Genomic DNA, 26,447 nt, shown 5'->3' on the forward strand with positions numbered 1-26,447 from the left:
CAATCTGAACAAGCGCTTTTCCGGCCTTGGGCGCGTTGTACCAGCAGTGATATAGTTCGCCGCCAGTTCGGTTCACCCAGCCCATACGTCTATCTATATCGCGCAATCGTGCAAACGTTTGTCGCCAATACGGTGTCTGAGTGAGAAGCTGCATCCCAAGGAGTTTAGATGAGTGCCGATAACGCCTACGCGGTCGAGCTGAAGGGCCTTACCTTCAAGCGCGGGACGCGCAGCATCTTCAATAACGTCGATATTCGCATTCCCCGTGGCAAGGTCACGGGCATCATGGGGCCTTCCGGTTGCGGCAAGACCACCCTGTTGCGGCTGATGGGCATGCAACTGCGCCCCAATGCCGGCGAAGTGTGGGTCAATGGCCAGAACCTGCCGACGCTGTCGCGTAGCGAGCTGTTTGACGCACGCAAGCACATGGGTGTGCTGTTCCAGAGTGGTGCGCTGTTCACTGACCTGGATGTTTTCGAGAACGTGGCGTTTCCGCTGCGAGTGCATACCCAGCTGTCCGATGAAATGATTCGTGACATCGTGTTGCTGAAACTGCAGGCCGTGGGCCTTCGCGGTGCCATCGACCTGATGCCTGACGAGTTGTCCGGTGGCATGAAACGTCGTGTCGCCCTGGCGCGCGCCATCGCCCTTGACCCGCAGATCCTCATGTACGACGAGCCCTTCGTTGGCCAGGACCCGATCGCCATGGGCGTGCTGGTACGCCTGATCCGCCTGCTCAACGATGCGCTGGGGATCACCAGTATCGTGGTGTCCCACGACCTTGCAGAAACCGCGAGCATTGCCGATTACCTGTATGTCGTCGGCGATGGTCAGGTGCTGGGGCAGGGCACGCCTGAAGAGCTGATGAACGCTGACAACCCGCGTATCCGCCAATTCATGACCGGCGATCCTGATGGCCCGGTGCCTTTTCATTTTCCGGCAGCGGACTACCGCGCAGATCTTCTGGGGAAGCGCTGATGCGCAAGACATCACTTATCGAAAGGGTTCGCCTTTTCGGCCGCTCCGGCATCGACATCATCGAAGTGCTGGGGCGTTCGACCATTTTCCTGTTCCACGCCTTGCTGGGCCGCGGTGGCATCGGCGGCGGCTTTGGCTTGCTGATCAAGCAACTGCACTCCGTCGGCGTGATGTCCCTGGTGATTATCGTGGTCTCCGGGGTCTTTATCGGCATGGTGCTTGCGTTGCAGGGCTTCAACATCCTATCCAGCTACGGCTCGGAGCAGGCGGTCGGGCAGATGGTCGCCCTGACGCTGCTGCGCGAGCTGGGGCCGGTGGTGACTGCCTTGCTGTTCGCCGGGCGCGCCGGTTCCGCGCTGACCGCTGAAATCGGCAACATGAAGTCCACCGAGCAGTTGTCCAGCCTGGAAATGATCGGCGTGGACCCGCTCAAGTACATTGTTGCCCCGCGCCTGTGGGCCGGCTTCATTTCCCTGCCGCTGCTGGCGATGATTTTCAGTGTGGTGGGTATCTGGGGCGGTTCGTGGGTGGCGGTGGATTGGCTGGGGGTCTACGAAGGCTCCTACTGGGCCAATATGCAAAACAGCGTTACCTTCAGCGGCGACGTGCTCAACGGCATCATAAAGAGCATCGTCTTCGCCTTTGTCGTGACCTGGATCGCCGTATTCCAAGGCTATGACTGTGAGCCCACTTCAGAAGGGATCAGTCGTGCCACCACCAAGACCGTTGTGTACGCCTCGCTGGCGGTACTGGGCCTTGACTTCATTTTGACCGCCTTGATGTTTGGAGATTTCTGATGCAAAACCGCACTGTGGAAATCGGTGTCGGCCTTTTCTTGCTGGCTGGCATCCTGGCTTTACTGTTGCTCGCCCTGCGAGTCAGTGGCCTTTCGGCCAGCCCTACCGCCGATACTTATAAACTTTACGCGTACTTCGACAATATCGCCGGTTTGACTGTCAGAGCTAAGGTGACCATGGCCGGTGTGACTATCGGCAAGGTCACGGCAATCGATCTGGACCGCGACAGCTTCACCGGGCGAGTGACCATGCAACTGGACAAGAAGGTCGATAATCTGCCGACTGACTCCACTGCATCTATCCTCACTGCGGGTCTGCTGGGCGAGAAGTACATCGGTATCAGCGTGGGCGGGGAAACAGCCCTGCTCAAGGATGGCTCGACCATCCACGACACGCAGTCGTCGCTGGTACTTGAGGACCTGATCGGTAAATTCCTGCTCAATACGGTCAATAAAGACGCCAAATGAGGAACCTGTTCATGATCTCTACCTTGCGACGTGGCCTGCTGGTACTGCTTGCGGCGCTGCCGCTGATGGCTAACGCGGCAGGTTCTGCGCACGAACTGGTGCAGGACACCACCAGCAAAATGCTGGCTGACCTGACTGCCAATAAAGAGCAGTACAAGCAAGACCCGAGTAAGTTCTACGACGCGCTCAATACCATTGTCGGCCCTGTCGTCGATGCCGAAGGCATTTCGCGCAGCATCATGACGGTCAAGTACTCGCGCAAGGCCACGCCTGCGCAGATGCAGACGTTCCAGGAAAACTTCAAGAAGGGTCTGTTCCAGTTCTATGGCAACGCCCTGCTGGAGTACAACAACCAGGGGATCACTGTCGATCCGGCCAAGGATGAGTCGGGTGACCGCACCAGCGTTGGCATGACCGTCAAAGGCAGCAACGGTGCGATCTACCCTGTGCAGTACACGCTGGAGAAGGTTAACGGTGAGTGGAAACTGCGCAACGTGATCATCAACGGTATCAACATTGGCAAGCTGTTCCGCGACCAGTTCGCTGACGCGATGCAGCGCAATGGCAACGACCTGGACAAGACCATCAACGGTTGGGCCGGTGAAGTGGCCAAGGCCAAGGAAGAAACCGATAAAGCAGCCGGGAAACCCGCGCAATGACCGAGTCGGCTGTTCGTATCGGCGAAGCCGGCGAGCTGTTCCTCAGCGGCGTGCTGGATTATCGCTCCGGGCCTGACCTGCGCAAGCAGGGCCAGGCGCTGATCAAGGCGAGCACCGCGCCTGCGCTGGTGCTGGACTGCTCGGCGGTAACCAAGTCCAGCAGCGTCGGTTTATCGCTGCTGCTGTGCTTTATACGTGATGCCGAGGCGGCGAAAAAAACGGTCAGTATCCGTGCGCTGCCCGACGACATGCGTGAAATTGCCGAAGTTTCCGGTCTGACCGAACTGTTGGCGCATCCTTAATAAAGAAGCCCCCCGTCAGAGTCCTGCTATGCGGGGTTCGCAGGCGCGGGGCTTTTTTGTATGATGTGCGACCCGTGCGCACTGGGCGCCGATAGAGGTTGAGCATGCAGGCCCTAGAAGTTAAGAGCTTCCTTGAAGGAAAGCTGCCGGAAACGAAAGTAGAAGTTGAAGGCGAAGGCTGCAACTTCCAGCTGAACGTGATTAGCGATGAACTGGCGGCACTCAGCCCGGTCAAGCGTCAACAGCAGATCTATGCCCATTTGAACCCGTGGATCACCGATGGCAGCATCCACGCGGTCACTATGAAATTTTTCAGCCGCGCGGCCTGGGCCGAGCGCACCTGAGCCCCCAAGGCGTCGAGATTCTTATGGATAAATTGATTATTACCGGCGGTGCCCGCCTTGATGGCGAGATTCGCATTTCCGGTGCGAAAAACTCTGCCTTGCCGATCCTGGCCGCGACCCTGCTGTGCGATGGCCCCGTAACCGTAGCCAACCTGCCGCACCTGCATGACATCACCACCATGATCGAGCTGTTTGGTCGCATGGGTATTGAGCCGGTAATCGACGAGAAGCTGTCCGTCGAAATCGACCCGCGCACCATCAAGACCCTGATCGCCCCGTACGAACTGGTGAAAACCATGCGTGCGTCGATCCTGGTGCTGGGCCCGATGGTTGCCCGTTTCGGCGAAGCCGAAGTCGCATTGCCTGGCGGTTGCGCCATTGGCTCGCGTCCGGTGGACCTGCACATCCGTGGCCTTGAAGCCATGGGCGCAACCATCGACGTCGAGGGTGGCTACATCAAGGCCAAGGCGCCGGAAGGCGGCCTGCGTGGCGCCAACTTCTTCTTTGATACCGTCAGCGTGACCGGTACCGAGAACATCATGATGGCCGCTGCCCTGGCCAACGGTCGCAGTGTGCTGCAAAACGCCGCTCGCGAGCCTGAAGTGGTCGACCTGGCCAACTTCCTGATCGCCATGGGGGCCAACATCACCGGCGCCGGCACCGACACCATCACCATCGACGGTGTGAAGCGCCTGCACCCTGCCACCTACAAAGTGATGCCGGACCGCATCGAGACCGGTACCTACCTGGTTGCTGCTGCCGTCACCGGTGGTCGCGTCAAGGTCAAGGACACCGATCCGACCATCCTGGAAGCGGTCCTGGAGAAACTGCGCGAAGCCGGTGCCGAAATCACCACCGGTGAAGACTGGATCGAGCTGAACATGCACGGCAAGCGGCCAAAAGCCGTCAACGTGCGTACTGCTCCGTACCCGGCGTTCCCAACCGACATGCAGGCGCAGTTCATCTCCTTGAACGCGATTGCCGAAGGCACGGGTGCAGTGATCGAGACCATCTTCGAAAACCGCTTCATGCACGTGTACGAACTGCACCGCATGGGCGCGAAGATCCAGGTCGAAGGCAACACGGCCATCGTTACCGGCACCGAGAAGCTCAAGGGCGCGCCAGTCATGGCCACCGACCTGCGCGCTTCGGCCAGCCTGGTGATCTCGGCGCTGATCGCCGAAGGAGACACCCTGATCGACCGCATCTACCACATCGACCGTGGTTACGAATGCATCGAAGAAAAACTGCAGATGCTCGGCGCGAAAATCCGCCGCGTACCGGGCTAGTCCCAGTAGCTGCGAAAACATCCACTGTGGCGAGCCCGCTCGCCACAGTAAGATGTTTTGCGGTTAACTGAGTTTGTCCCTGCTGAATACGATTTCAAGTCGAGGCTGTCATGGCCTCGATCTGTGTCTGGCGCCGTTTGCGACCGGACAGCAATAGCCTGATGAAGGACTGACATTTCCCATGTTGACCATCGCACTGTCCAAGGGCCGCATCCTTGACGACACCTTGCCGCTTCTGGCTGAAGCGGGCATCGTGCCGACCGAGAATCCGGACAAGAGCCGCAAGCTGATCATCCCTACGACCCAGGATGACGTTCGCCTTTTGATCGTACGGGCTACCGACGTGCCGACGTACGTTGAGCATGGCGCGGCCGACCTCGGTGTCGCCGGTAAGGACGTGCTGATGGAATACGGCGGCCAGGGCCTTTACGAGCCGCTGGACCTGCGCATTGCCCTGTGCAAGCTGATGACCGCCGGCCGTGTCGGTGATGTCGAGCCTAAAGGTCGCCTGCGCGTGGCCACCAAGTTCGTCAACGTCGCCAAGCGCTACTACGCCGAACAAGGCCGTCAGGTCGACATCATCAAGCTCTACGGCTCGATGGAGCTGGCACCGCTGATTGGCCTGGCCGACAAGATCATCGACGTAGTCGACACCGGCAACACCTTGCGTGCCAACGGCCTGGAGCCCCAGGATTTCATTGCCGACATCAGCTCCCGGCTGATCGTCAACAAGGCTTCCATGAAAATGCAGCACGCCCGTATCCAGGCGTTGATCGACACCCTGCGCAAGGCAGTGGAGTCTCGACACCGCGGTTGACTCACCCGCGTAGCTTAAAAGCTGCGCCCGTCTATCCGCCTCATAGCCAGAATTCTCAGGTGCCCAAGCGGAGCGAACGGTAGTTTAGGGCGCCTGAGTTTTTGCCAATTCTATTGAGGCCCTCGCTATGACCACGTCCACTGCAATTGCCCGACTCAACGCTGCCGACCCGGATTTCGCCCATCATCTGGATCATCTGCTGAGCTGGGAAAGCGTGTCCGACGACTCGGTCAACCAGCGGGTGCTCGACATCATCAAGGCCGTGCGCGAGCGCGGTGATGCAGCGCTGGTGGATTTCACCCGCCAGTTCGATGGCCTGGACGTCAAGTCCATGGCTGACCTGATCCTGCCTCGTGAACGCCTGGAGCTGGCCCTGACGCGCATCACCGCGCCGCAGCGCGAAGCCCTCGAAGTCGCTGCGACCCGAGTGCGCAGCTACCACGAAAAGCAGAAGCAGGACTCCTGGAGCTACACCGAAGCCGATGGCACCGTGCTGGGCCAGAAGGTCACGCCACTGGACCGCGCCGGTTTGTACGTGCCAGGCGGTAAAGCCTCGTACCCGTCGTCGGTGCTGATGAATGCGATCCCGGCCAAGGTGGCGGGCGTGACCGAAGTGGTCATGGTGGTGCCGACCCCGCGTGGTGAAATCAACGAGCTGGTACTGGCAGCGGCTTGTATCGCCGGCGTCGACCGCGTGTTCACCATCGGCGGCGCCCAGGCTGTCGCGGCCCTGGCCTATGGCACCGAAAGCGTACCGAAGGTCGACAAAGTGGTCGGCCCCGGCAACATCTACGTCGCCACCGCCAAGCGCCATGTGTTTGGCCAGGTCGGTATCGACATGATCGCCGGGCCTTCGGAAATCCTCGTGGTGTGTGACGGCCAGACTGACCCGGACTGGATCGCCATGGACCTGTTCTCCCAGGCTGAGCACGACGAAGATGCCCAGGCGATCCTGGTCAGTCCCGATGCCGAGTTCCTCGACAAGGTTGCGGCCAGCATCAATAAGCTGCTGCCGACCATGGACCGCGCCGACATTATCGAGAAGTCGATCAATGGCCGTGGTGCGCTGATCCTGGTGCGTGACATGGAGCAGGCCATCGAAGTGGCCAACCGTATCGCACCGGAACACCTGGAGCTGTCCGTGGCCGACCCACAAGCCTGGTTGCCGTCGATTCGCCATGCGGGTGCGATCTTCATGGGCCGCCACACCAGCGAAGCCCTGGGTGACTACTGCGCGGGTCCCAACCACGTATTGCCGACCTCCGGCACCGCGCGCTTCTCGTCGCCGCTGGGGGTGTATGACTTCCAGAAGCGTTCGTCGATCATCTTCTGCTCGCCACAAGGTGCTTCCGAGTTGGGCAAGACCGCTTCGGTGCTGGCCCGTGGTGAATCCCTGAGCGCCCACGCCCGCAGCGCTGAATACCGCATCCTTGACGACAAGAAAGGTAATTGAGATGAGCAAATTCTGGAGCCCCTTCGTCAAGGACCTCGTGCCTTACGTACCCGGTGAGCAGCCGAAGCTGACCAAGCTGGTCAAGCTCAACACCAATGAAAACCCCTATGGCCCATCGCCCAAGGCGCTGGCGGCCATGCAGGCCGAGTTGAACGACAACCTGCGCCTGTACCCGGACCCCAACAGCGACCTGCTCAAGCAGGCCGTGGCCAAGTACTACGGGGTCGACGCCGGCAAAGTGTTCCTCGGCAACGGTTCCGATGAAGTCCTTGCGCACATCTTCCATGGCCTGTTCCAGCACGACTTGCCGCTGCTGTTCCCGGATATCAGCTACAGCTTCTATCCGGTGTACTGCGGCCTCTATGGCATCAAGTCCGACCCGGTGCCGCTGGATGAGCAGTTCCAGATTCGCGTTGCGGACTACGCCAAGCCCAACGGCGGGATCATCTTCCCCAACCCGAACGCGCCGACTGGCTGTGTGCTGGCGCTGGAGGCGGTGGAGCAGATCCTCAAGGCCAGCCCGGATTCGGTGGTGGTGGTTGATGAAGCCTATATCGACTTTGGTGGCGAAACGGCGATCAGCCTGGTCGACCGTTACCCGAATCTGCTGGTGACCCAGACCCTGTCCAAATCGCGCTCACTGGCTGGTTTGCGCGTGGGCCTGGCGGTGGGGCACCCGGACCTGATCGAGGCGCTGGAGCGGGTCAAGAACAGCTTCAACTCCTACCCGCTCGATCGCCTGGCGATCGTTGGCGCGGCGGCGGCGTTCGAGGACCGTGAGTATTTCGAGAAGACTTGCCAGTTGGTGATCGACAGCCGTAACAAGCTAGTCGCGCAATTGGAAGGCAAGGGCTTTGAAGTATTGCCATCGGCTGCGAATTTCATCTTCGCCCGCCACCCTCAGCACGACGCAGCGGGCCTGGCAGCCAAGCTGCGTGAGCAAGGGGTTATCGTGCGGCACTTTAAGCAGGAGAGGATTGCCCAGTTCCTGCGGATCAGCATCGGTACGCCGGAACAGAACCAGGCGCTGATTGATGGCTTGGGTGAGCTCTAAGCCACACTGAAGATGTAAAAATGTGGGAGGGGGCTTGCCCCCGATAGCAGTGTGTCAGTCGCTACATGTGTGACTGATACACCGCCATCGGGGGCAAGCCCCCTCCCACATTTGGTTTTGCGTTGGCAGTTAGAGCAGCGGTTCGTCAGGCTTTTTGTTCTTCCAGCCATCATTGCCCGGCAGCAGCAGGTTCAGACCAATCGCGACCACCGCACACAAGGCAATGCCCTTCAGGCCGAAGTCGTCCGGCCCCGTGCCGGTACCCACCAGCACACCGCCAATCCCGAACACCAGGGTCACCGACACAATCACCAGATTGCGCGCCTCGCCCAGGTCGATCTTGTGGCGGATCAGCGTGTTCATGCCCACTGCGGCAATCGAGCCGAACAACAGGCATAGAATCCCGCCCATCACCGGCACCGGGATGCTCTGCAGCAGTGCGCCGAACTTACCGATAAACGCCAGGCTGATGGCAAAGATGGCAGCCCAGGTCATGATCTTCGGGTTGTAGTTCTTGGTCAGCATCACCGCGCCCGTCACTTCGGCGTAGGTGGTGTTCGGCGGGCCGCCAAACAGGCCAGCGGCCGTGGTGGCGATGCCGTCGCCCAGCAAGGTGCGGTGCAGGCCCGGTTTTTTCAGGTAGTCGCGCCCCGTCACGCTGCCCACCGCGATCACGCCGCCGATATGTTCGATCGCCGGAGCCAGGGCTACCGGGACGATAAACAGGATCGCCTGCCAGTTGAACTCCGGCGCGGTGAAGTGGGGCAGGGCGAACCACGGTGCGGCGGCGATCTTCGCCGTGTCGACCACGCCAAAATAGAATGACATGGCAAAGCCCACCAGCACGCCGGAGATGATCGGCACCAGGCGGAATATGCCTTTGCCGAACACCGCCACGATCAGCGTGGTCAGCAACGCTGGCATCGAGATCAGCATCGCCGTCTGGTAATGGATCAACTCGGCACCGTCGCCGGATTTACCCATCGCCATATTGGCGGCAATCGGCGCCATGGCCAGGCCGATGGAGATGATCACCGGGCCGATCACGACCGGCGGCAGCAACCGGTCGATGAAGCCGGTGCCCTTGATCTTTACCGCAGCGCCAAGGAAGGTGTAAACGAAACCGGCCGCCATCACCCCGCCCATGGTCGCCGCCAGGCCGAACTGCTGCTTGGCGAGAATGATCGGGGTAATGAAGGCAAAGCTCGACGCCAGGAATACCGGCACCTGCCGCCCGGTCACCAGCTGGAACAGCAGCGTGCCCAGGCCGGCGGTGAACAACGCGACGTTTGGATCAAGACCTGTAATCAGCGGCATCAACACCAGCGCGCCAAATGCCACGAAGAGCATCTGTGCGCCAGACAGGATCTGGCGCCAAAGCGGGTCGTTGAATTCATCCTGCATGCTCACGCGTCCTTCTGCTTGGTACCGAAGATCTTGTCGCCGGCATCGCCCAGGCCCGGGATGATGTAGCCGTGTTCGTTCAGGCGTTCATCGATGGAGGCCGTGTAGATCTGCACGTCCGGGTGGGCCTTCTCGACAGCGGCGATGCCTTCCGGCGCGGCCACCAGCACCATCGCGCGAATGTCCTTGCAACCGGCCTTTTTCAGCAGGTCGATGGTGGCGACCATGGAACTGCCGGTGGCGAGCATCGGGTCGATGATCATCGCCAGTCGCTCGTTGATTTCCGGTACGAGTTTTTCCAGGTACGTGTGCGCCTGCAGGGTTTCTTCATTGCGGGCCACGCCCACGGCGCTGACTTTGGCGCCCGGGATCAGGCTGAGTACACCTTCGAGCATGCCGATACCGGCCCGCAGGATCGGTACCACGGTGATTTTCTTACCGGCGATTTTCTCGACCTGGACGGGACCCGCCCAACCGGGGATCTCGTAGCTTTCCAGGGGTAAATCCTTGGTGGCTTCGTAAGTGAGCAACGCTCCGACTTCCTGAGCAAGCTCACGGAAGTTCTTCGTGCTAATGTCGGCGCGGCGCATAAGGCCGAGCTTGTGTCGGATCAGCGGATGGCGGATCTCGCGAGTGGGCATGGGAAAGGCTCCGGCGGCGGGCAAAAAAACCGGCCTAGATTAATCTATCCGAGGGTGTTGTCCTATAGACATCTAGTACGTTAGTCCATTAAGGCTTGAACGTTGCGCCTCACATGCGTACCTTTGCCCGCTTTTCTTGCCACAGCACCCCCTTGGAGAGCGCCATGTCCGCTGATCTCGAGCATATCCGTCAAATCATGCGCGAGGCTGACTGCCTGTACACCGAAGCGCAAGTCGAAGAAGCGATCGCCCGGGTCGGCGCACACATCACTCGCGAGATGGCCGATACCAACCCGGTGGTCTTCTGCGTGATGAATGGGGGCCTGATCTTCGCCGGTAAATTGCTGACTCATCTGCAATTCCCGTTGGAAGCGTCCTATCTGCACGCCACCCGTTACCGCAACGAAACCAGCGGTGGCGATCTGTTCTGGAAAGCCAAGCCGGAAGTCTCGTTCATCGACCGCGACGTGCTGATCATCGACGACATCCTTGATGAAGGGCACACCCTGGGCGCGATCATCGACTTCTGCAAACATGCCGGCGCGCGCAAAGTACACACCGCCGTGCTGATCGACAAAGATCACGACCGCAAGGCGCGTCCTGAGTTGAAAGCCGATTTCGTCGGTCTGCCGTGCATCGATCGCTACATCTTCGGTTACGGCATGGACTACAAAGGTTACTGGCGCAATGCCAATGGGATTTACGCCGTCAAAGGGATGTAAGGCATGACTCGCTTTCTTGACCAGACGTTGTTTGCCGAGTTGGCCGAGAAAGCGGCCGCCAGCTCCCGTGGCCGGCACCACCATAACTTCCATCAGATGGAAGAGCCGTGCCATCGCCTGGCGGTGGGCCTGCAACCCGATACGTATGTACCCCCTCACCGTCACCTGAGCGCGGACAAGGCTGAAACGCTGCTCGTGCTCAAGGGGCGCCTGGGCTTGTTGGTGTTCAGCGAGGCCGGCGAGGTGCTTGCCCAGCGTGTGATGCAGGCGGGCGGTGAGTGTTCGGGAGTGGATCTGCCACCGGGTGTTTTCCATGGCTTGGTGGTGCTGGAGCCCGATACCGTGATGTTCGAGTGCAAGGCCGGGCCCTATCGGCCGGTTGGTGAGGGTGAACTGGCTGACTGGGCGCCCCGCGAAGGCGATGCCGATGTGGCGCAGTATCAACGCTGGATGCTTGCCCACTTCGATTGAGCTACAGTGCTGGGCCATCTTCTGCGGAGCGGCCCATGAGCCTGTTGATACGCACCTGCGCCGCCCTGGCGCTGACCTTGAGCCTGCCCCTGGCCGCCGCGCCTGCGCCGATGCACAGTCAATTCCTGCCGCCGGACGACCTGGCCTTGCGCGCCGAAGCGCCTGACCAGCAGCAACTGCTGCAAATTACCGAATATGCAGTGGTGGTGGGTAACCAGCGTCAATCCACCCAGCAGCCGATTCCGGTGACCTCTCCGTTGATGATTCGACTCAAGGGCAAGTCCTTGAACAAGGGCGCGACCATCGCCCAGGTGGTCCTCAATTTCGATGCCGAAAGCAAAAGCCTGAAAAAGCCGGCATACGATGACAAGAGTAAAACCTTGACCCTGTCGTACCCGGTGACCCAGTACCGAGTGATTGTCGACTTGCTGCGCAATGACACGGTATATGTGCAGTTCCTCAGTTACGCCAATGGGCATATCTGGGCGGATTTGCATACCGGGGCTGTTCGTACCAAATAGCAAAAATACTGAAGAACCAATGTGGGAGGGGGCAAGCCCCCTCCCACAGTTTGATCTGCATTCATCAGGTAGGCCTCAGTTGGCTTTTGCGGTCTTGGAGCAACGGGAGTTGTACTGGTGTACTCGATTAAAAATGTGGGAGGGGGCTTGCCCCCGATGAGGGCCTGTCAGTTGATGCATCTGTGGCTGATCCACTGCCACCACATTGGTTCTTCAGCGCTTTCGAAGCCCGCGCCTCGCAGGTAGACTTCAAACCCCGTGTAAATGTCTGCAGGCTGGAGTCGGTAATGCGTAAAGATAAGAAACAGGTGATTGGCGACGAAATCGGCGACGATCAAATCAAGTTGTTCCTGGACTTCGAGCCAGTTGACGCGACTTCACCGTCCCTGCACAAACTGATCAAGGCCTATCGTGGCCTGCGTATCGACGATTTCGAACGCTTCCTGGGCTTCTTCAAGGCTGCTGGCCTGGACCTGGACGGCAAGGACGAGCATGGCCGGACCTTTGTCGACCTGATCAAGGACCAGCGCAACGCCGCCGAGTACATCGAGCTGATCGACAACGCCCGCGGCTGACGCTTGCGAGGCATAAAAAAACGCCCCGCTCTCAGCCTGAGAGCGGGGCGTTTTTGCTTTTAACTGTAGGAGCGAGCTTGCTCGCGAAGAACGCAAGGGCACCCCGTTTAATCAGGTGCCCCGCATTATCGTTGACGATTTTCGCGAGCAAGCTCGCTCCTACAGGGGCGATCAAGCGTAGCTTTCAGCCTCGTTGCTTTGCTCTACAAGCTCCAGGCTGATGTTGTTCTGCGCATTGATCTTGCGATACAGCTCAGCATCGGTTTCCAACACTTTTTCCCGGGCCGGGAAGATCTCATGCAGCTTGGTGGCCCATTCGCCGGCAGTTTTTTCCGGGAAGCAGCGCTCGATCAGTTCCAGCATGATCGACACCGTTACCGACGCGCCAGGAGAAGCACCCAAAAGCGCCGCCAACGAACCGTCCTTGGCTGCGACCAGTTCGGTGCCGAATTGCAGCACGCCGCCTTTCTTCGGATCTTTCTTGATGATCTGCACGCGTTGGCCGGCCACTTCCAGGCGCCAGTCCTCGGCTTTGGCTTCCGGGTAGAAGCGGCGCAGGGATTCAAGGCGCTGCTCCATGGACTGCATCACTTCGCTGACCAGGTACTTGGTGAGGTCCATGTTGTCCCGTGCCACGGCCAGCATCGGCCCGATGTTGCCGGCGCGCACGGACAGCGGCAGGTCGAGGAACGAGCCATGCTTGAGGAACTTGGTGGTAAAGCCGGCGTAAGGCCCGAACAGCAGGGACTTCTTGCCATCGACCACGCGGGTGTCCAGGTGCGGCACGGACATCGGTGGCGAACCCACCGCGGCCTGGCTGTAGACCTTGGCCTGGTGGTGCTTGACCACTTCCGGGTTGTCGCAACGCAGCCACTGCCCGCTGACCGGGAAGCCGCCAAAACCTTTGCTCTCTTCGATACCCGAGGCTTGCAGCAGGGGCAGGGCCGCACCACCGGCGCCGAGGAACACGAACTTGGCGTCCACATCACGGCTGTTGCCGCTGTTGACGTCCTTGATGCTCACAGTCCAGCCCGCGCCGTTGCGCTTGAGGCCGGTCACGCGCTTGCAGTACTTGACCTGGGCGTCCGCCGAGCTGGTCAGGTGGCTGAGCAGTTGGTTGGTGAGGGCGCCGAAGTTGACGTCGGTGCCGTTCACGACACGGGTTGCCGCGATTTTTTCGTCCAGCGGGCGGCCTGGCATCATCAGCGGCATCCACTCGGCCATCTCGCTGCGGTCTTCGGTGTAGTGCATATCCGAGAACGCGTGGTGCTGGCTGAGGGTTTCAAAGCGCTTCTTGAGGAAAGACACGCCTTTTTCGCCCTGAACGAAGCTCAGGTGCGGCACCGGGCTGATAAAGGACTTGGACGAGCCAAAGGTGCCTTTTTTGGTCAGGTACGCCCAGAACTGCTTCGACACCTCGAACTGGGTGTTGATGTGCACGGCTTTCTTGATGTCGATGGAACCATCGGCGGCCTGGGGGGTGTAGTTGAGCTCACACAGGCCAGCATGACCGGTACCGGCGTTGTTCCACGGGTTGGAACTTTCCGCGGCACCCGAATCCATCAGCTCAACGACTTCCAGCTTGAGGCCGGGGTCGAGCTCTTTGAGCAGTACGGCCAGGGTGGCACTCATGATGCCGGCCCCTACCAGTACTACGTCGACTGCTTCGTTATGCGCCATTTAACGCGTCTCCAAAATCTGCAGCACCAAATTGACGGCATGGCTGCCAGGAGTGACGGGGCGGTTCACGTGTTGCCCCAGGTTACCCATGGCCAGGATCGCCATGTCCGATTCGCAATTCTTTGCAACTTCAGCGCACGCTTCCTGCCGGGCTAATCTGCCTATGAACGCATTCATGGGCGCCTGTGGCAATTCGACTTATGGTCAAAGCGTGCGATTCGTGCAACCAATCCGTAGCGGACAGGATCAAGCCAGCGTTTTTGAGGCGTGCTCGTTCCTGTGTGGTTGGGCTGTTCCAGACGCTGATGGTGCTTGTACAAACGCCAAACTATTCATTTGCTCGCCACACTCTTGTGAAGTTGTGAAAACCCGTTTTTTCACGCTCTTTTGAAGACGTGAACCTCAAAAAAGGGCTGCCCAGTCTGGCACCTGGCCCGCGACACCTCTGCCGACATGCGGCAAAACGGGCAAACAACTCAAGTGGCCGAGCGCAATGGCAGCTCTGGCAGATTCGGTAAAGAAGGGTGGTTTGCAAGGAAAACAGCAAGCGCGCCAGCTTCACTCGATCTGTGTGGGCGGCTCTCTGTGGGCGATTCTTGGGGGTTAATACCGAGGCATTAACGATGCTGCGAGGCCCGATCAGGAGACGTCCTTATAATCGGGGGGAGATTGTAGCGAAGAACGCTAAGGAAATGGGCGTGTTTTATGACTTTTATTAGGTGTTCGGTCAGGCGGCCAACGGCTGGTGACTTGGCGACTGCGCAGGGCGCTGGCTGATGCGCGCGCGCGCTGGCAAGGGGTGGTGCATCCAGCTCAAGCGAATTTCGTCGATTTCCACCCAACCTTCGCCGACCGGCGGCAGGCTGCACTCTTTGAAGGCCTGGCAGCGGCCTTGGGCATCGAGCAGGGCAAACTGGCGAAGGGCGGGCTTGCGAGAGAACAGTGACCAGAGAAAATGCATGGGATCGACCTCCTTGGATTGAAACCAAGCATGCGCGCCCACGATGACGCACTCGTGTATCAGCGGTGACATATCTGTGACACCGAACCGCTACATCGCCAGCGGGTCATAGGTTGTAACTGGCGCTAGTTCCCGGCAATGGCCGCCCGCTATACTGCCGCGCTGTCGGTACTCGATTTCTGGAGAGAAGAGCATGTTGCAACGCCTGTTGTTCGGTTTGATCACTGTGACCAGTTTGACCCTGGTTGGCTGCGCCAACAGCCCGCAACAACTCAGCCCGCAGCCGATAATCACCACGCAGTTGGCGCCCGTGGGGCACGGCCAGCCGGTGTCGGTGCGTGTAGTGGACGGTCGTCCATCACCCACCCTGGGCTCCCGTGGCGGCTTGTACCCGGAGACCGCACTGGTGTCGGTGAACGCTGCAGACGTGCTGCCCAAGCTGCAAGCCCAGGCCGAAGCCGCCGTGCGCCTGCTGGGTTTTACCCCGGCCAATTCGCCGGGCGCCCCTCAGTTGACCATCACCCTGGCCGAGCTGAAGTACCAGTCGCCCAAGGACGGCCTGTATGTGACCGAAGCCTCTATTGGCGCGACGTTCAAGTCTGACGTCACTGCCGGCACCCGTCGCTACAGCGGCCGTTATGGTGCGTCCCTCAATCAGCGCTTTGGCATGGCGCCGAACCAGGAGACCAATACCAAGCTGGTCAGCGATGTGCTCAGCGACGCCCTGACCCGTCTGTTCAAGGACCCAAGCATCGGCTCCTTGCTCAGCTCGCAATAACCGCTCAATAAAAAACCGGGCCCATCGCTGGGCCCGGTTTTTTTATGCCTTCGGTTTCAGGCTGCGGTGTCGATACAAAAGTCCAGCAGGCTCACCCCCGTCAGCAAATCAGCCTCCGGCAAGTCTGCATGTTGATGCCCGCCAAGGGCGCAATACACCAGCCAGTGGCGGTCCTGGACGTTGAATGCCAGGCCGTCGACCAGCGCCTCCTGCTCATCGCTTTGGGCGATCAGATACAGCCGATCCTGGTTCTGCGCGTGCAACATGACAAGCTCCCGAGCGTTCGAAGGGCAACAGAGTGGCCTGTTAAGGTGACGTTCAGGTGACGCCGTAAATTACTGGATACATTAGCCGTCAATGGAGGAAGGAGTTGGACGGCGCAGGAGGTGACTATCCTTCAGGTTTGTATCTGAATGGATACCAGAATACTGATTCACCGAGGTGTGTGATGGCACTGCCCGCACTGCTGATCAATGCTGTTGCCTTATTAGTGGCCTGCCCGGGTGCAGTGCTGCTGTTCATTACCCGCTTTCGCGAGCAGCGTGCGATGGCCGACCTGGCTGCGCAGAGCGAAGAGCGCGCAATCGACCAACCGATGCTGTTTCTGGATGTGCGCACCGAACGGGCGCATCGCCTGGCCTATCGCATTGGCTTTGCCTGCCTGGGACTGTCGCTGGCCATGTCCTGGCTCAGCACCCACCTGTAAAAACACCACAAAACACCAGTGGGAGGGGGCTTGCCCCCTCCCACCTTTTTGTTTCGGTGTTTACAGGGGGATTCCGGCTTTAACGCGGTACTGGTTGCGAACGGGCGTTGCATATTGCACCACCAGGAACGGCCGGTGCTCGGCCGGGCATTCATTCAAGCGCCGTTCCCACTCGGCTTTTGCCTTGGCCAGTTCGTCCGCCGGGAAGACATCTGCCGCCGTGGGCACCTGCAATTGTGGGTCGGCGTCGCTCCACTGGGCGTACGCCAGGTAGTGCACCGGGAACAAGCGATAGCCCCCGAGGATCTGCCGGTCCATTTCCGCCGCGAGCAGCTTGGTATCTTCGAAACGCTCGGTGATCGGCGCCGCGAAGTTCACATGCACACGACCCTTGTAGCCGGTGATGCCCAGCGCAATGCTCACATCGTCCTCGCCCGGCGCCTTGCAGTAGGTGCCGGTGGTGGCGCGGATGTACAGTTCGCGGGCCTTGGCAGCATCGCAGGGGTCGTATTCGTAGCTGATCGACACCGGCGTCAGGTTCAACGACTGGATCACCTCGGCAAACGGCTCGTCCTTGCGGCTGACGTGGAACATCTTCAGGATCGCCGATTCGGTGCGGTCATCCCCATCCTTGGCGCGGCCTTCGGCCTGGGCGATCCAGATCGACTGGCAGTCGTTGCGGATCGAATGGTTGATGTACGCCGACAGCAGCTGATAGGCCGCCATTTTTTCTTTTCGCCCAGTGATCGAGCGGTGCACGATAAAGCTCTTGTTCAAGCGCATCAGGTCGCTGACAAATGGCTTTTGCAGCAGGTTGTCGCCGATGGCGATGCGCGGTGTCGGCAGGCCGGCGTGGTACACGGCGTAGTTGACGAAGGCCGGGTCCATCACGATATCGCGGTGGTTGGCCAGGAATACGTAGGCGGTGCCCGACTTGAGTTGCTCGACGCCGGTGTAGGTCACGCCGTCGGTCGCCCGGTCAATGGTGTGGTCGACGTAGTACTCGACTTTGTCCTGCAGCGTGGCCACGGTGGTCACACCGGCGAATTCGCGGCGCAGCTTGCGGGCGATCATCGGCTTGAGCAGCCAGCCCAGGGCGCCGGCAAAGCGCGGGAAGCGGAAGTGGGTCAGGATGTCCAGAAAGGCCTTGTCACTGAACAGCCGGTCCAGTACTGCCGGGACTTCGCTGTCGTTGTAAGGTCGGATGGTATCGAATTCGCCCATCATGCTCTCTTGTTAGAAACGGCTAGGGTAAGTAGAGGAAATACCAGGGTGCGGCCGCAATATTGGCTCTGCCGTGAATAGCCCTGTAAATAGACCGGCGATTATACGCACAAGTCACTTGGGAGACCGCGATGCTGGAAGATGCGACGTACGATTGTCCTTATTGTGGTGAAGAGGTCGAGACAACGGTGGATCTGTCGGGGGGTGATCAGACCTATATCGAAGACTGCCAGGTGTGCTGCCGCCCGGTCACTTTCAATCTGCAGGTCCATGGTGACGAATGGATGCTGGAAACGCGCAGCGAAAACGAATAACGGGGGCGCCCATGCAGCGAATCTACGAACCGGAAAACCTGATGGAAGGCGAGCTGCTGCAACAGATGCTCGCCAGCGAGGGCGTCGAGGCGCACCTGGTGGGGCGGCATTTGCTCGGCGGCACCGGCGAATTGCCGATTTTCGGGCTGCTGGGTTTGGAAGTGGATAATGACCAGGCCGCGTATGCTCGCGAGCTGATCACCGCTTATAACGGCGCGCAACCGCTGCCCGGCGATGAACCCGACAGCTTCCCCGACGTGTTGGTCTGTTAGGCTGTCGGTCGGTTTACCCCAAGAGTCGTGTTGCCCCATGTGTGGACGTTATGCCCTGTTTCGCTGGAACCCCTCATTTGCTGCCTTGCCGGGTTTTCCGGCAGACCAGCAGGCCCAGTGGAACATCTCCCCGAATGATTCGGTGCTGATCCAGCGCGCCACCGACGGCCAGCGCACCCTGGCCCGCGCCCGCTGGGGCCTGACCCCAGCGTGGCTGACCGACCTTTCCCGCACCCCGGCCCATGCCCGTGCCGAAACCCTGGCCGAGCAACCGATGTTTCGCGAGGCCTTTCGCCAGCGTCGTTGCCTGCTGCCGGCCAACGGTTTCTACGAATGGCGCGGCACCCAGCGCAAGCGCCCGTACTGGCTGACACCGGGCGAGGGTTCGACGCTGTTTTTTGCGGCGATCTGGGAAGCCTATCCGGTGCAGGAACAGGTGTGGCTGAGCACGGCAGTGGTGACCCAGGCGGCGCAGAGCCAGCGCCGGCCGTTGATTCTGGATGCGGCGGGGCAGGAGGCCTGGCTCGATCCTGAAACACCGTTGCATGTGTTGCAGGGCTTGTTGGCCAGTGAGCCGACCGCGTTGCGCGAGCGGGTACTGGCCAATATGGTGAACGATCCGAAGCTCAATGGCCCGGAGTGCCTGACGCCGGGTTGAGCCTGTGAGTGATCTGCGGCCTCATCGCGAGCAATGCCCGCGATAGGCCGCTCAAGATCGCCGAAAAGCTTAAACCTTGAACTGATTGATCAAGCGCCGCTGCTGCTCCGCCAGTTTGGTCAAATCCGCACTGGCCGCACTCGACTCATCCGCACCGCCCGCCACTTCATTGGCCACTTGGCCAATATTGATCACATTGCGATTGATGTCCTCGGCCACCGCGCTCTGCTCTTCGGCAGCGCTGGCGATCTGGGTGTTCATGTCGTTGATCACCGACACCGCCTGGGTAATGGTCTCCAGTGCTTCGGCGGCCTTGGCGGCGTGCTGCACGCTTTCGTCGGTACGGTTCTGGCTGTCTTCCATCACGCGCACCACTTCTCGCGTACCTTGCTGCAACTGCTGGATCATGGCCTGGATTTCTTCGGTGGCCTTCTGGGTCTTTTGCGCCAGGTTACGCACTTCATCTGCCACGACGGCAAACCCACGGCCTTGCTCGCCGGCCCGTGCCGCTTCAATCGCCGCATTGAGCGCCAGCAGGTTGGTCTGTTCGGCAATCCCACGAATGGCTGTGAGGATCGCGTTGATGTTCTCGCTGTCCTTGGCCAGGGTTTGCACCACGCCCACGGCCTTGCCGATTTCTTGGGCGAGTGCGCCGATCGAGCTCGAGGTGTCGCGCACAATGCGCATGCCTTGGCTCGCGGCCTGGTCAGCGTGGTTGGCCGCTTGCGCAGCCTGGGTCGCGTTACGCGCTACGTCCTGGGCGGTGGCGGTCATTTCGTGCACCGCGGTGGCGACCTGGTCGATCTCGACCATCTGTTTATGCACGCCCTGGTTGGTGCGAATCGCGATGTCGGCAGTGTGTTCCGAAGAGTCGCTGACCTTCTGCACCGAACTCACCACCTGGGTGATCATGCCCTGCAGCTTGATCAGGAAAGTATTGAAGCCGGTGGCAATCGCGCCCAGTTCATCGGCGCGATCACTGGTCAGGCGCCGCGTGAGGTCGCCTTCGCCCTGGGCGATGTCGTTGAGCATCGCCACCATTTGCTTGAGTGGGCGAGCGATGCCGTGACCTACCAGCCAGATCACCAGCAAGCCAATGCCAGCAATCAACAGGCCGACCATGGTCATGCCGAAGATATCGGTCTTGCGCTGGGTATCCAGGTCGCTTTGCAGTGTTTGCAGTTCGGCCATGACGGCGCTCAGGGGTAACTGCATCATCAGGGTCCAGCGCGCGTCGGTCTGACCGATGTTGAACGGCAGGAACAGTTCGATATGCCCGTGCTCATGGTCGATGTCGTACCGCACTTCGCCGACTTTCAGTTGATTGAGATTGGCCAGTTCGTTGCCGTCGAGCAGGTCGGAGGCTTTTTCACCGAGCTTGCTGGGGTCCTTGGTAGACGCCACCAGGCGTCCGTTGCTGGAGATCAGTGCCAGTTCACCGGCTCCGTTGTAGAGTTTTTGATCCGCGCTGGTGAGCATGTCCTGGATGAAGTTCACCGACAGGTCGGCACCGACGATGCCCTGGAAGGCGCCGTCAATCATGATCGGTTCGATAAACGAAGCCAGCATCACCATGGCGTTGCCGACCTTGTAAGGTGCGGGGTCGATGGCGCAGGGCTTTTTGCTTTCCTTGGAGCACAGGTAGTACTCGCTGGCGCGCACGCCCGTGGACAGCATCTTCTGATCGGCGACATCGGCGAGCTTGTCCAGGCCGAGGCTGCCATCCGCGTTGCGATACCACCAAGGAATGAAGCGGCCGTCGACACCCATGCCGACGATGGGGCTTTTCACGTAGGCAGCGTCGTTGTGATCGATCGCATTGGGTTCCCAGCCGATATAGGCGCCGAGGATTTTCGGGTTGCGCACCACGGTTTCGTGCAGCAGGTTGATCAGTTGTTCGCGGCCAATTTGCAAGGCGGCATCGCCTTTGGCGTCTTTCATGCCGAGCAGGGCGTTGGTGGTGGCCAGGCTTCTTGCTGTCACCAGGGGCGCCTCCAGTTCTCGCTGGATCAATGTGGCCTGGGTTTGCGCCAATGCAGTGAGGCGCTGTTCGATGATCTGCTCGAACTGTGCCTGGGTGCGGGCCTGCACCATCTCCTGTGTGCGGGCGCCGGCAAACAAGGCGTAGAGCACCAGCACGGCGACCACACTCAGCACAATGGCCCCGGCCAGTGCGGCGACGGAAAACTGAATCGACTTGAACTTCATGAAGGCTCCAGGCGCAGGGGGGGAAGGGCTGCTTGTTTATATCGGCCATGGACGCGGGAGGCATGAGGGTTTGCTCCACGAATTAATGCGAGCTGTCGCAAATGGAATGCTTGCCGCCGTTGTCGGGGTGTGGGATGTATCTGAAATTTAGCGGCTACACGTCTGGTGTATCTGGCGTCGATACAATTCACCGCCTACGATACGCGCCATGTTTTCAGGGCTTTTTTTCAGGGAGAGTATGTTGATGAAGAAATCATTGGCCGTAAGTGTGTTGGCAGCAGCGGTACTGCTGGCCGGGTGTCAATCGGTCAACACCACCAGCGGTGGCGCCGTTGGGGTTGAGCGCAAGCAATATATGTTCAGCATGCTGTCGAGCCAGGAAGTCGACCAGATGTATGCGCAGTCCTATCAGCAGACCCTGGGCGAAGCCAGTAGCAAAGGCCAGTTGGACAAGACCAGTGCCAACGCCAAGCGCGTGCAGGCTATCGCCAACCGCCTGATCGCCCAGGCGCCCACCTTCCGCCCGGATGCGGCGCAGTGGAAGTGGGAAGTCAACCTGATCAAGAGCGATGAAATGAACGCCAACTGCGGGCCTGGCGGCAAGATCTTCGTGTACAGCGCCTTGATCGACAACCTCAAGCTCACCGATGACGAGTTGGCCGCAGTGATGGGCCATGAAATCGCCCACGCCTTGCGCGAGCATGGACGTGAAGCCATGTCCAAGGCCTACGGCATCGAAATGGCCAAGCAGGGCGCCGGTGCGTTGTTCGGCCTGGGCCAGGACAGCCTGGCGCTGGCCGACACCGTGGCCAACTACGGCATGACCTTGCCTAACAGCCGCAGCAATGAGAACGAAGCAGACCTGATCGGCCTGGAACTGGCGGCCCGCGCGGGCTACAACCCGAATGCGGCCATCACGCTATGGAACAAGATGGCCAAGGCTTCGGAAGGCGCGCCACCGGAATTCATGAGCACTCACCCGGCCTCCGACAGCCGGATCGCCTCGTTGCAGGCAGCGATTCCGAAGGTGATGCCGCTCTACCAGCAGGCCAAAAAATCTTGATCCTGTGAAGGTCTAAATGTGGGAGGGGGCTTGCCCCCGATAGCGGTGTAAAGCCAGTGGAGATATCGACTGGCGCACCGCAATGGTGGGCAAGCCCTAACACCTGTCAGTTAAGAGATAGAACGGGCAAACAGCAACCTGTGGCGAGCGGGCTTGCCCCGCGTTGGGCTGCGCAGCAGCCCCAAAACACAACCCCGGAGCTGCCTGGCACCCTACAGCGCTCTTATTGGGGCTGCTTCGCAGCCCAACGCGGGGCAAGCCCGCTCGCCACAGTTACAGTGTTTCTCCTTCACTGGCAGGCATTAGGGCAAGCCCCTTTTCACAGTGGATCGCTTAAATCCAGCCGCTGCTCTGCATGGCTTTGTACACCGCCACAATCGCCAGGACAAAGAACGCCGTAGCCGCCAGTCGACGAATCAACGTCAGCGGCAGTTTCTCCGCTGCGAAATTCCCCGCCAGAACCACCGGGACGTTGGCAATCAACATGCCCAGGGTGGTGCCGATGATCACCAGCCACAACTCCGGATACTGGGCCGCCAGCATCACTGTGGCGATCTGTGTCTTGTCACCGATTTCTGCAAGGAAAAACGCAATCAGCGTGGTCAGGAATGGCCCGAATTTGCGCGTGGTACTGGCTTCGTCATCATCGAGTTTGTCCGGCACCAGGGTCCACAGCGCCGTGGCACAGAAGCTTGCCGCCAGGATCCAGTGCAACACCGCATCCGAGAAGAAACTGCCAAACCAGGCACCCACGGCACCCGCAGCCGCATGGTTGGCCAGGGTCGCGGCGATGATGCCGGCGATGATCGGCCAGGGTTTGCGAAAGCGCGCGGCAAGGATGAGTGCGAGCAGTTGCGTCTTGTCGCCGATTTCGGCCAAGGCAACGATTGCGGTAGGAACGAGTAGTGAATCCAGCATCAGGTAGTTTCCAGGGGGCGGGTCGACACGGCTATGACACGTACAGCCTTCCCGCCCCGGGTAAGGTGTGCGTGTCATAGGTCTTGTCAAACCCCGGTCCGTCTGTGCGGACTCCTGGGTCGCATACGCCATGGCCTGTTGACCAAGTATGTTGACGTATGCCGGACGAGCGTGGCGCTCGTGGGAGACTACTCCCCTAGGACGGAGCGGATTCTGCCTAGGCAAAATCCATTCGGCAAGCCTTCTTTTTCAAATGCCCATCAGGGGCGCTTGGCGCGGTAGATGCGAAAACCATTGCCCTCGGCCTTGACCGCACACACGCCCAGGTGCTCTTCGATCAACGGTTGGTACTTCAGGAAGCTATTCGCAACCAGGCGAAGTTCCCCACCTTTTGCCAGGTGTTTTGCCGCTTTTCGCAGCAGGTTTTCAGTGGCGAAATAATCGGTGTGCACCCCGACATGGAACGGCGGGTTGCTCAAGATGGCGTTCAACCCCATCGGTGCGGCGTCGATGCCATCACCGGTCAACACCTCGGCCTCCAACCCATTGGCGGCCAGGGTGAGGCGACTGCTGGCGGCGGCGAAGGCGTCCACATCCAGCATCGTTACGGTGTTGTGTGGGTAGCGACGCTTTACCGCCGCCCCCAACACACCGGCGCCGCAACCGAAGTCCAGCAAATGGCCGCTGGGCAGCTTGTCCAGATGCTCCAGCAACAGCTCGGTGCCACGATCCAGACGGCCGTGGCTGAACACACCCGGCAGGCTCACCACCTTGAGCGGCCCTTCGGCCAGCGGTACTTCGAACACCTGTGCCAGGCTCTCCAGCTCGAGCGCCTGGGGCGCATTGGCCACGGTGACTTGCCACAGCTGGCAATGCCGTGCGTTGTCGAGCTTGCGCGGTTTGCCAAAGGGCGCCATCTGCTTGGCGGCGCTTTCGATACCGGCTTTTTTCTCGCCCACCAGAAACAGCTCGGCGCCGGGCAGGCGTGCGGCCACGGCATTGAGCAGGTAGTCGGTGAGGTCCTTGGACTTGGGCAGGAAGATCACCGCGGCATCGAACCCGCGCTCGGGCGCATTCACGCCAAACTGGCTGCGCTCCGGGAAGCGTGCGTCGAGCGCCGCCTGGTCGCCGGCATGCCAGCACCAGCCGTGGGCGTTGGGCAGGCGACCGAGCAGGTCGTCGGCGGGCAAGCCCACCAGCAACAGGTTGCCTTGAAAAAGTTCGGCCTGACGAAGCAGTACTTCACTGCGCGGATCCATGGTCTGCTCCTTGAAAAGGGGCGCAGTTTATCAACTGACGACGCGCAGCGGGGCGCCGCTGAAAAAGCCCCTGGCGTTTTCCGCCAATTGGCCAACGATGCGCTGCCGCGCCTCGCGACTGCCCCAGGCGTTATGCGGCGTGACGATCAAGCGTGGGATATCACTGGCCAGCAGCGGGTTGCCGGCGACCGGTGGCTCGACACTCAGCACGTCGGTCGCCGCGCCACCCAGGTGGCCGCTGCGCAAGGCATCGGCCAGGGCCTGTTCGTTGATCAAGCCACCGCGTGCGGTATTGACCACAAACGCTCCGGGCTTGAGCAGCGCCAGTTCGCGGGTGCCGATAAAGTCGCGGGTATGTTCATTGAGCGGGCAGTGCAAGGTCAGCGCATCGACCTGCGCCAGCAATTCATCCAACGGCACGCGATCAGCACGGGCAGGGCGCCCGGGAATCGCGCCGAGTAGCACGCGCATGCCAAAGGCTTCGGCCAGGCGCGCCACGGCACTGCCCAGTTCGCCATGGCCCAGCAGGCCAAGGGTTTTGCCTTCCAGTTCGACGATAGGGTGGTCCAGCAGGCAGAACTGCTTGGCGTGCTGCCATTTGCCCGCGCTCACATCCTGCTGATAGTCCTTCAAGCGCGTCGCCAGGTTGAGCAGCAGCATGATCGTGTGCTGCGCCACCGACGGAGTGCCGTAGCCCTGGCAGTTGCTCACGGTGACGCCATGGGCGCGGGCGGCCTCCAGGTCAACGTTGTTGGTGCCGGTGGCCGACACCAGGATCAACTTGAGCTCCGGGCAGGCCGCGAGGGTTTCGCTGTTGAGCGGGATTTTGTTGCTGATGGCGACTTGAGCGCCTTGCAGGCGTTCGATCACATTTTGCGGCGTAGTGCCCGTCAACAGCTGCAAGTCGCTGAAACGACTGCGCAGCTCACTGAGGTCAAGATCTCCCAGGTCCAGGGAGGGGTGATCAAGGAAGACGGCGCGGCGATTGTTCGTCATCAACTGTACCTTTTGCGACAGGGTTCGAAGGCGTAATCTGCCGAGCCTATCAGATGAAATAATCCGTTACTTAATGGAGTGAGTATGTACGCCGCCGAGTTCTTGACCGTAGCCCTGATTCACTTGTTGGCGGTGGCCAGCCCCGGCCCGGATTTTGCGGTGGTGGTACGTGAGAGCGTGACCCACGGCCGTCGCGCCGGGACTTGGACCGCGCTGGGCGTGGGCTCGGCAATTTTCCTGCATGTGGGCTATTCGTTGCTCGGCATCGGCCTGATCGTGTCCCAGTCCATCGTGTTGTTCAACGCACTGAAATGGGCCGCGGCCGCGTACCTGCTGTACATCGGCTTCAAGGCCCTGCGCGCGCAACCGGCCAAGCCTGTCGCCGAAGGCGAGTTACACCGCGAAATCGGCGAGCGCACCCCGCGCGGCGCATTTACCGCAGGCTTCGTCACCAACGGCTTGAACCCCAAGGCCACGCTGTTCTTCCTGTCGCTGTTCACCGTAGTGATCAACCCGCACACGCCGCTGGCGATCCAGGCCGGTTACGGCGTGTACCTGGCGATGGCGACGGCGTTGTGGTTCTGCCTGGTGGCGATGTTGTTCAGCCAGCAGCGTGTGCGCGCCGGGTTTGCGCGGATGGGGCATTGGTTTGATCGGACGATGGGGGCGGTGTTGATTGCGATTGGGGTAAAACTGGCGTTCACCAGCGCGAAATAAACGCTGTACTCGAGTAAACCCCATCCAGTGTGGGAGCAAGCCCCCTCCCACATTGGACCTCCATCGCTCCTGAATAATGGCTCAAAGCTAGCATTCCCCTGCCTCTACAAATCATTCCTTTGGCTGATTTGGCTGAAACATAACCTCTCTAAAGTGCAGGTCTTCAAGCCAAGACCGTGCAGTCATAAAAAGGGATTCG

At 60.2% G+C, this 26,447-nt stretch carries 31 protein-coding genes, 2 pseudogenes and 1 riboswitch; of the genes and pseudogenes, 21 read left to right on the top strand and 12 right to left on the bottom strand.

What is annotated here, in order from left to right; translation table 11 throughout:
* The first annotated feature begins 168 nt into the window (after positions 1–168).
* The 10 genes from AB7933_RS06285 (at position 169) to hisC (ending at position 8,160) form a co-directional block, all read left to right on the top strand.
* Positions 169–978 (top strand): ATP-binding cassette domain-containing protein, encoded by an 810-nt coding sequence (locus tag AB7933_RS06285; RefSeq protein ID WP_024073474.1) that lies wholly within the window; start codon positions 169–171, stop codon positions 976–978.
* Entirely contained in the window at positions 978–1,775 is a 798-nt protein-coding gene (mlaE, locus tag AB7933_RS06290) for a lipid asymmetry maintenance ABC transporter permease subunit MlaE (protein ID WP_024073475.1), read from the top strand. The genes AB7933_RS06285 and mlaE overlap by 1 nt, the downstream gene beginning before the upstream one ends.
* Positions 1,775–2,242, top strand: a complete 468-nt coding sequence (gene mlaD / locus AB7933_RS06295) for an outer membrane lipid asymmetry maintenance protein MlaD (protein WP_017845975.1) — start codon at positions 1,775–1,777, stop codon at positions 2,240–2,242. The genes mlaE and mlaD overlap by 1 nt, the downstream gene beginning before the upstream one ends.
* Before the next feature lie 11 nt (positions 2,243–2,253).
* Positions 2,254–2,901: an MlaC/ttg2D family ABC transporter substrate-binding protein gene (locus AB7933_RS06300; protein ID WP_041161099.1), complete on the top strand. Its 648-nt coding sequence runs from the start codon at positions 2,254–2,256 to the stop codon at positions 2,899–2,901.
* Positions 2,898–3,203, top strand: coding sequence for an STAS domain-containing protein (locus AB7933_RS06305; RefSeq protein WP_024073477.1), 306 nt, complete (start codon positions 2,898–2,900; stop codon positions 3,201–3,203). The genes AB7933_RS06300 and AB7933_RS06305 overlap by 4 nt, the downstream gene beginning before the upstream one ends.
* A 104-nt stretch (positions 3,204–3,307) precedes the next feature.
* The gene (locus tag AB7933_RS06310; protein ID WP_024073478.1) at positions 3,308–3,547 is read left to right on the top strand and encodes a BolA family protein; all 240 of its coding nucleotides are present in this window, start codon (positions 3,308–3,310) and stop codon (positions 3,545–3,547) included.
* Positions 3,548–3,570: 23 nt separating this feature from the next.
* Positions 3,571–4,836, top strand: a complete 1,266-nt coding sequence (gene murA, locus AB7933_RS06315; RefSeq protein WP_024073479.1) for a UDP-N-acetylglucosamine 1-carboxyvinyltransferase — start codon at positions 3,571–3,573, stop codon at positions 4,834–4,836.
* Between the two features lie 181 nt (positions 4,837–5,017).
* Complete coding sequence (hisG, locus tag AB7933_RS06320; RefSeq protein WP_003188599.1) at positions 5,018–5,653, top strand: ATP phosphoribosyltransferase; 636 nt, start codon at positions 5,018–5,020, stop codon at positions 5,651–5,653.
* A 127-nt stretch (positions 5,654–5,780) separates the two neighbouring features.
* The gene (gene hisD, locus AB7933_RS06325) at positions 5,781–7,106 is read left to right on the top strand and encodes a histidinol dehydrogenase (RefSeq protein WP_024073480.1); all 1,326 of its coding nucleotides are present in this window, start codon (positions 5,781–5,783) and stop codon (positions 7,104–7,106) included.
* A 1-nt stretch (position 7,107) separates the two neighbouring features.
* Positions 7,108–8,160 carry a histidinol-phosphate transaminase gene (gene hisC, locus AB7933_RS06330; RefSeq protein ID WP_024073481.1) on the top strand — a complete coding sequence of 351 codons (1,053 nt, stop codon included), beginning with the start codon at positions 7,108–7,110 and terminating at the stop codon, positions 8,158–8,160.
* A gap of 129 nt (positions 8,161–8,289) precedes the next feature.
* On the opposite strand, the gene AB7933_RS06335 is transcribed toward hisC, so the two are convergent.
* Positions 8,290–9,564: a uracil-xanthine permease family protein gene (locus AB7933_RS06335; protein WP_024073482.1), complete on the bottom strand. Its 1,275-nt coding sequence runs from the start codon at positions 9,562–9,564 to the stop codon at positions 8,290–8,292.
* A 2-nt stretch (positions 9,565–9,566) separates the two neighbouring features.
* Positions 9,567–10,205 (bottom strand): uracil phosphoribosyltransferase, encoded by a 639-nt coding sequence (upp, locus tag AB7933_RS06340; RefSeq protein WP_024073483.1) that lies wholly within the window; start codon positions 10,203–10,205, stop codon positions 9,567–9,569.
* A gap of 164 nt (positions 10,206–10,369) precedes the next feature.
* Between upp and AB7933_RS06345 the strand changes: the two genes are divergently transcribed.
* The 4 genes from AB7933_RS06345 to AB7933_RS06360 all read left to right on the top strand — a co-directional run bounded on the left by AB7933_RS06345 (position 10,370) and on the right by AB7933_RS06360 (position 12,494).
* Positions 10,370–10,927, top strand: a complete 558-nt coding sequence (locus AB7933_RS06345; RefSeq protein WP_024073484.1) for a hypoxanthine-guanine phosphoribosyltransferase — start codon at positions 10,370–10,372, stop codon at positions 10,925–10,927.
* Between the two features lie 3 nt (positions 10,928–10,930).
* Positions 10,931–11,398, top strand: coding sequence for a WbuC family cupin fold metalloprotein (locus tag AB7933_RS06350; protein WP_024073485.1), 468 nt, complete (start codon positions 10,931–10,933; stop codon positions 11,396–11,398).
* Between the two features lie 35 nt (positions 11,399–11,433).
* Complete coding sequence (locus AB7933_RS06355; RefSeq protein ID WP_024073486.1) at positions 11,434–11,919, top strand: hypothetical protein; 486 nt, start codon at positions 11,434–11,436, stop codon at positions 11,917–11,919.
* Between the two features lie 287 nt (positions 11,920–12,206).
* The gene (locus AB7933_RS06360) at positions 12,207–12,494 is read left to right on the top strand and encodes a PA4642 family protein (protein ID WP_024073487.1); all 288 of its coding nucleotides are present in this window, start codon (positions 12,207–12,209) and stop codon (positions 12,492–12,494) included.
* A 61-nt stretch (positions 12,495–12,555) separates the two neighbouring features.
* Here the strand turns inward: AB7933_RS06360 and AB7933_RS06365 are convergent.
* The 3 genes and pseudogenes from AB7933_RS06365 to AB7933_RS06375 all read right to left on the bottom strand — a co-directional run.
* Positions 12,556–12,669, bottom strand: a pseudogene (locus AB7933_RS06365) (outer membrane lipoprotein carrier protein LolA); the annotation flags it as partial.
* Positions 12,666–14,174 (bottom strand): malate dehydrogenase (quinone), encoded by a 1,509-nt coding sequence (gene mqo / locus AB7933_RS06370; protein WP_024073488.1) that lies wholly within the window; start codon positions 14,172–14,174, stop codon positions 12,666–12,668. The pseudogene AB7933_RS06365 and the gene mqo, both read right to left, overlap by 4 nt.
* A gap of 727 nt (positions 14,175–14,901) precedes the next feature.
* The gene (locus tag AB7933_RS06375; protein WP_024073489.1) at positions 14,902–15,135 is read right to left on the bottom strand and encodes a hypothetical protein; all 234 of its coding nucleotides are present in this window, start codon (positions 15,133–15,135) and stop codon (positions 14,902–14,904) included.
* A gap of 193 nt (positions 15,136–15,328) precedes the next feature.
* Here AB7933_RS06375 and AB7933_RS06380 point away from each other — a divergent pair, with 193 nt between their 5' ends.
* Complete coding sequence (locus tag AB7933_RS06380) at positions 15,329–15,913, top strand: YajG family lipoprotein (protein WP_024073490.1); 585 nt, start codon at positions 15,329–15,331, stop codon at positions 15,911–15,913.
* 56 nt (positions 15,914–15,969) lie between these two features.
* Here the strand turns inward: AB7933_RS06380 and AB7933_RS06385 are convergent, their stop codons facing one another.
* Complete coding sequence (locus AB7933_RS06385; protein WP_024073491.1) at positions 15,970–16,179, bottom strand: hypothetical protein; 210 nt, start codon at positions 16,177–16,179, stop codon at positions 15,970–15,972.
* Positions 16,180–16,361: 182 nt separating this feature from the next.
* On the opposite strand from AB7933_RS06385, the gene AB7933_RS06390 reads away from it, so the two are divergent.
* Positions 16,362–16,619: a hypothetical protein gene (locus AB7933_RS06390; protein ID WP_024073492.1), complete on the top strand. Its 258-nt coding sequence runs from the start codon at positions 16,362–16,364 to the stop codon at positions 16,617–16,619.
* 60 nt (positions 16,620–16,679) lie between these two features.
* On the opposite strand, the gene AB7933_RS06395 is transcribed toward AB7933_RS06390, so the two are convergent.
* Entirely contained in the window at positions 16,680–17,843 is a 1,164-nt protein-coding gene (locus AB7933_RS06395; RefSeq protein ID WP_172831337.1) for a 1-acyl-sn-glycerol-3-phosphate acyltransferase, read from the bottom strand.
* A 131-nt stretch (positions 17,844–17,974) separates the two neighbouring features.
* Between AB7933_RS06395 and AB7933_RS06400 the strand changes: the two genes are divergently transcribed.
* Genes AB7933_RS06400 through AB7933_RS06410 form a run of 3 tightly spaced genes read left to right on the top strand, consistent with a single transcriptional unit; the run spans position 17,975 to position 19,087 of the window.
* Positions 17,975–18,157, top strand: a complete 183-nt coding sequence (locus AB7933_RS06400) for a CPXCG motif-containing cysteine-rich protein (RefSeq protein WP_069075273.1) — start codon at positions 17,975–17,977, stop codon at positions 18,155–18,157.
* 11 nt (positions 18,158–18,168) lie between these two features.
* Positions 18,169–18,429 (top strand): putative signal transducing protein, encoded by a 261-nt coding sequence (locus AB7933_RS06405; RefSeq protein ID WP_024073494.1) that lies wholly within the window; start codon positions 18,169–18,171, stop codon positions 18,427–18,429.
* A 37-nt stretch (positions 18,430–18,466) separates the two neighbouring features.
* The gene (locus tag AB7933_RS06410) at positions 18,467–19,087 is read left to right on the top strand and encodes an SOS response-associated peptidase (RefSeq protein ID WP_024073495.1); all 621 of its coding nucleotides are present in this window, start codon (positions 18,467–18,469) and stop codon (positions 19,085–19,087) included.
* A 69-nt stretch (positions 19,088–19,156) separates the two neighbouring features.
* On the opposite strand, the gene AB7933_RS06415 is transcribed toward AB7933_RS06410, so the two are convergent.
* Together AB7933_RS06415 and AB7933_RS06420 are read right to left on the bottom strand one after the other, a co-directional pair.
* Positions 19,157–19,999, bottom strand: coding sequence for a methyl-accepting chemotaxis protein (locus tag AB7933_RS06415; protein ID WP_370694637.1), 843 nt, complete (start codon positions 19,997–19,999; stop codon positions 19,157–19,159).
* 15 nt (positions 20,000–20,014) lie between these two features.
* Positions 20,015–21,295 (bottom strand): annotated as a pseudogene (locus AB7933_RS06420) (HAMP domain-containing protein); the annotation flags it as partial.
* Between the two features lie 244 nt (positions 21,296–21,539).
* On the opposite strand from AB7933_RS06420, the gene AB7933_RS06425 reads away from it, so the two are divergent.
* Positions 21,540–22,358, top strand: a complete 819-nt coding sequence (locus tag AB7933_RS06425) for a M48 family metallopeptidase (RefSeq protein ID WP_041160843.1) — start codon at positions 21,540–21,542, stop codon at positions 22,356–22,358.
* Positions 22,359–22,691: 333 nt separating this feature from the next.
* Here the strand turns inward: AB7933_RS06425 and AB7933_RS06430 are convergent, their stop codons facing one another.
* The 3 genes from AB7933_RS06430 to AB7933_RS06440 form a co-directional block, all read right to left on the bottom strand.
* Positions 22,692–23,276 (bottom strand): TMEM165/GDT1 family protein, encoded by a 585-nt coding sequence (locus AB7933_RS06430; RefSeq protein WP_041160844.1) that lies wholly within the window; start codon positions 23,274–23,276, stop codon positions 22,692–22,694.
* Positions 23,277–23,364: 88 nt separating this feature from the next.
* Positions 23,365–23,486: riboswitch (yybP-ykoY riboswitch) on the bottom strand.
* Positions 23,487–23,536: 50 nt separating this feature from the next.
* Positions 23,537–24,535, bottom strand: a complete 999-nt coding sequence (locus tag AB7933_RS06435) for a class I SAM-dependent methyltransferase (protein WP_024073499.1) — start codon at positions 24,533–24,535, stop codon at positions 23,537–23,539.
* Positions 24,536–24,565: 30 nt separating this feature from the next.
* Complete coding sequence (locus tag AB7933_RS06440) at positions 24,566–25,531, bottom strand: 2-hydroxyacid dehydrogenase (RefSeq protein WP_024073500.1); 966 nt, start codon at positions 25,529–25,531, stop codon at positions 24,566–24,568.
* A gap of 84 nt (positions 25,532–25,615) precedes the next feature.
* Between AB7933_RS06440 and AB7933_RS06445 the strand changes: the two genes are divergently transcribed.
* Positions 25,616–26,248, top strand: a complete 633-nt coding sequence (locus tag AB7933_RS06445) for a LysE family translocator (RefSeq protein ID WP_041160845.1) — start codon at positions 25,616–25,618, stop codon at positions 26,246–26,248.
* Positions 26,249–26,447: the final 199 nt, after the last annotated feature.

Source organism: Pseudomonas gorinensis (assembly GCF_042015035.1).
GTDB classification, from domain to species: Bacteria; Pseudomonadota; Gammaproteobacteria; order Pseudomonadales; family Pseudomonadaceae; genus Aquipseudomonas; species Aquipseudomonas gorinensis.

Coding starts and splice junctions, on each gene's coding strand:
- AB7933_RS06285 (WP_024073474.1), top strand. CDS start 169: ATGAGTGCCGATAACGCCTACGCGGTCGAGCTGAAGGGCCTTACCTTC.
- mlaE (WP_024073475.1), top strand. CDS start 978: ATGCGCAAGACATCACTTATCGAAAGGGTTCGCCTTTTCGGCCGCTCC.
- mlaD (WP_017845975.1), top strand. CDS start 1,775: ATGCAAAACCGCACTGTGGAAATCGGTGTCGGCCTTTTCTTGCTGGCT.
- AB7933_RS06300 (WP_041161099.1), top strand. CDS start 2,254: ATGATCTCTACCTTGCGACGTGGCCTGCTGGTACTGCTTGCGGCGCTG.
- AB7933_RS06305 (WP_024073477.1), top strand. CDS start 2,898: ATGACCGAGTCGGCTGTTCGTATCGGCGAAGCCGGCGAGCTGTTCCTC.
- AB7933_RS06310 (WP_024073478.1), top strand. CDS start 3,308: ATGCAGGCCCTAGAAGTTAAGAGCTTCCTTGAAGGAAAGCTGCCGGAA.
- murA (WP_024073479.1), top strand. CDS start 3,571: ATGGATAAATTGATTATTACCGGCGGTGCCCGCCTTGATGGCGAGATT.
- hisG (WP_003188599.1), top strand. CDS start 5,018: ATGTTGACCATCGCACTGTCCAAGGGCCGCATCCTTGACGACACCTTG.
- hisD (WP_024073480.1), top strand. CDS start 5,781: ATGACCACGTCCACTGCAATTGCCCGACTCAACGCTGCCGACCCGGAT.
- hisC (WP_024073481.1), top strand. CDS start 7,108: ATGAGCAAATTCTGGAGCCCCTTCGTCAAGGACCTCGTGCCTTACGTA.
- AB7933_RS06335 (WP_024073482.1), bottom strand. CDS start 9,564: ATGCAGGATGAATTCAACGACCCGCTTTGGCGCCAGATCCTGTCTGGC.
- upp (WP_024073483.1), bottom strand. CDS start 10,205: ATGCCCACTCGCGAGATCCGCCATCCGCTGATCCGACACAAGCTCGGC.
- AB7933_RS06345 (WP_024073484.1), top strand. CDS start 10,370: ATGTCCGCTGATCTCGAGCATATCCGTCAAATCATGCGCGAGGCTGAC.
- AB7933_RS06350 (WP_024073485.1), top strand. CDS start 10,931: ATGACTCGCTTTCTTGACCAGACGTTGTTTGCCGAGTTGGCCGAGAAA.
- AB7933_RS06355 (WP_024073486.1), top strand. CDS start 11,434: ATGAGCCTGTTGATACGCACCTGCGCCGCCCTGGCGCTGACCTTGAGC.
- AB7933_RS06360 (WP_024073487.1), top strand. CDS start 12,207: ATGCGTAAAGATAAGAAACAGGTGATTGGCGACGAAATCGGCGACGAT.
- mqo (WP_024073488.1), bottom strand. CDS start 14,174: ATGGCGCATAACGAAGCAGTCGACGTAGTACTGGTAGGGGCCGGCATC.
- AB7933_RS06375 (WP_024073489.1), bottom strand. CDS start 15,135: ATGCATTTTCTCTGGTCACTGTTCTCTCGCAAGCCCGCCCTTCGCCAG.
- AB7933_RS06380 (WP_024073490.1), top strand. CDS start 15,329: ATGTTGCAACGCCTGTTGTTCGGTTTGATCACTGTGACCAGTTTGACC.
- AB7933_RS06385 (WP_024073491.1), bottom strand. CDS start 16,179: ATGTTGCACGCGCAGAACCAGGATCGGCTGTATCTGATCGCCCAAAGC.
- AB7933_RS06390 (WP_024073492.1), top strand. CDS start 16,362: ATGGCACTGCCCGCACTGCTGATCAATGCTGTTGCCTTATTAGTGGCC.
- AB7933_RS06395 (WP_172831337.1), bottom strand. CDS start 17,843: ATGGGCGAATTCGATACCATCCGACCTTACAACGACAGCGAAGTCCCG.
- AB7933_RS06400 (WP_069075273.1), top strand. CDS start 17,975: ATGCTGGAAGATGCGACGTACGATTGTCCTTATTGTGGTGAAGAGGTC.
- AB7933_RS06405 (WP_024073494.1), top strand. CDS start 18,169: ATGCAGCGAATCTACGAACCGGAAAACCTGATGGAAGGCGAGCTGCTG.
- AB7933_RS06410 (WP_024073495.1), top strand. CDS start 18,467: ATGTGTGGACGTTATGCCCTGTTTCGCTGGAACCCCTCATTTGCTGCC.
- AB7933_RS06415 (WP_370694637.1), bottom strand. CDS start 19,999: ATGATCACCCAGGTGGTGAGTTCGGTGCAGAAGGTCAGCGACTCTTCG.
- AB7933_RS06425 (WP_041160843.1), top strand. CDS start 21,540: ATGAAGAAATCATTGGCCGTAAGTGTGTTGGCAGCAGCGGTACTGCTG.
- AB7933_RS06430 (WP_041160844.1), bottom strand. CDS start 23,276: ATGCTGGATTCACTACTCGTTCCTACCGCAATCGTTGCCTTGGCCGAA.
- AB7933_RS06435 (WP_024073499.1), bottom strand. CDS start 24,535: ATGGATCCGCGCAGTGAAGTACTGCTTCGTCAGGCCGAACTTTTTCAA.
- AB7933_RS06440 (WP_024073500.1), bottom strand. CDS start 25,531: ATGACGAACAATCGCCGCGCCGTCTTCCTTGATCACCCCTCCCTGGAC.
- AB7933_RS06445 (WP_041160845.1), top strand. CDS start 25,616: ATGTACGCCGCCGAGTTCTTGACCGTAGCCCTGATTCACTTGTTGGCG.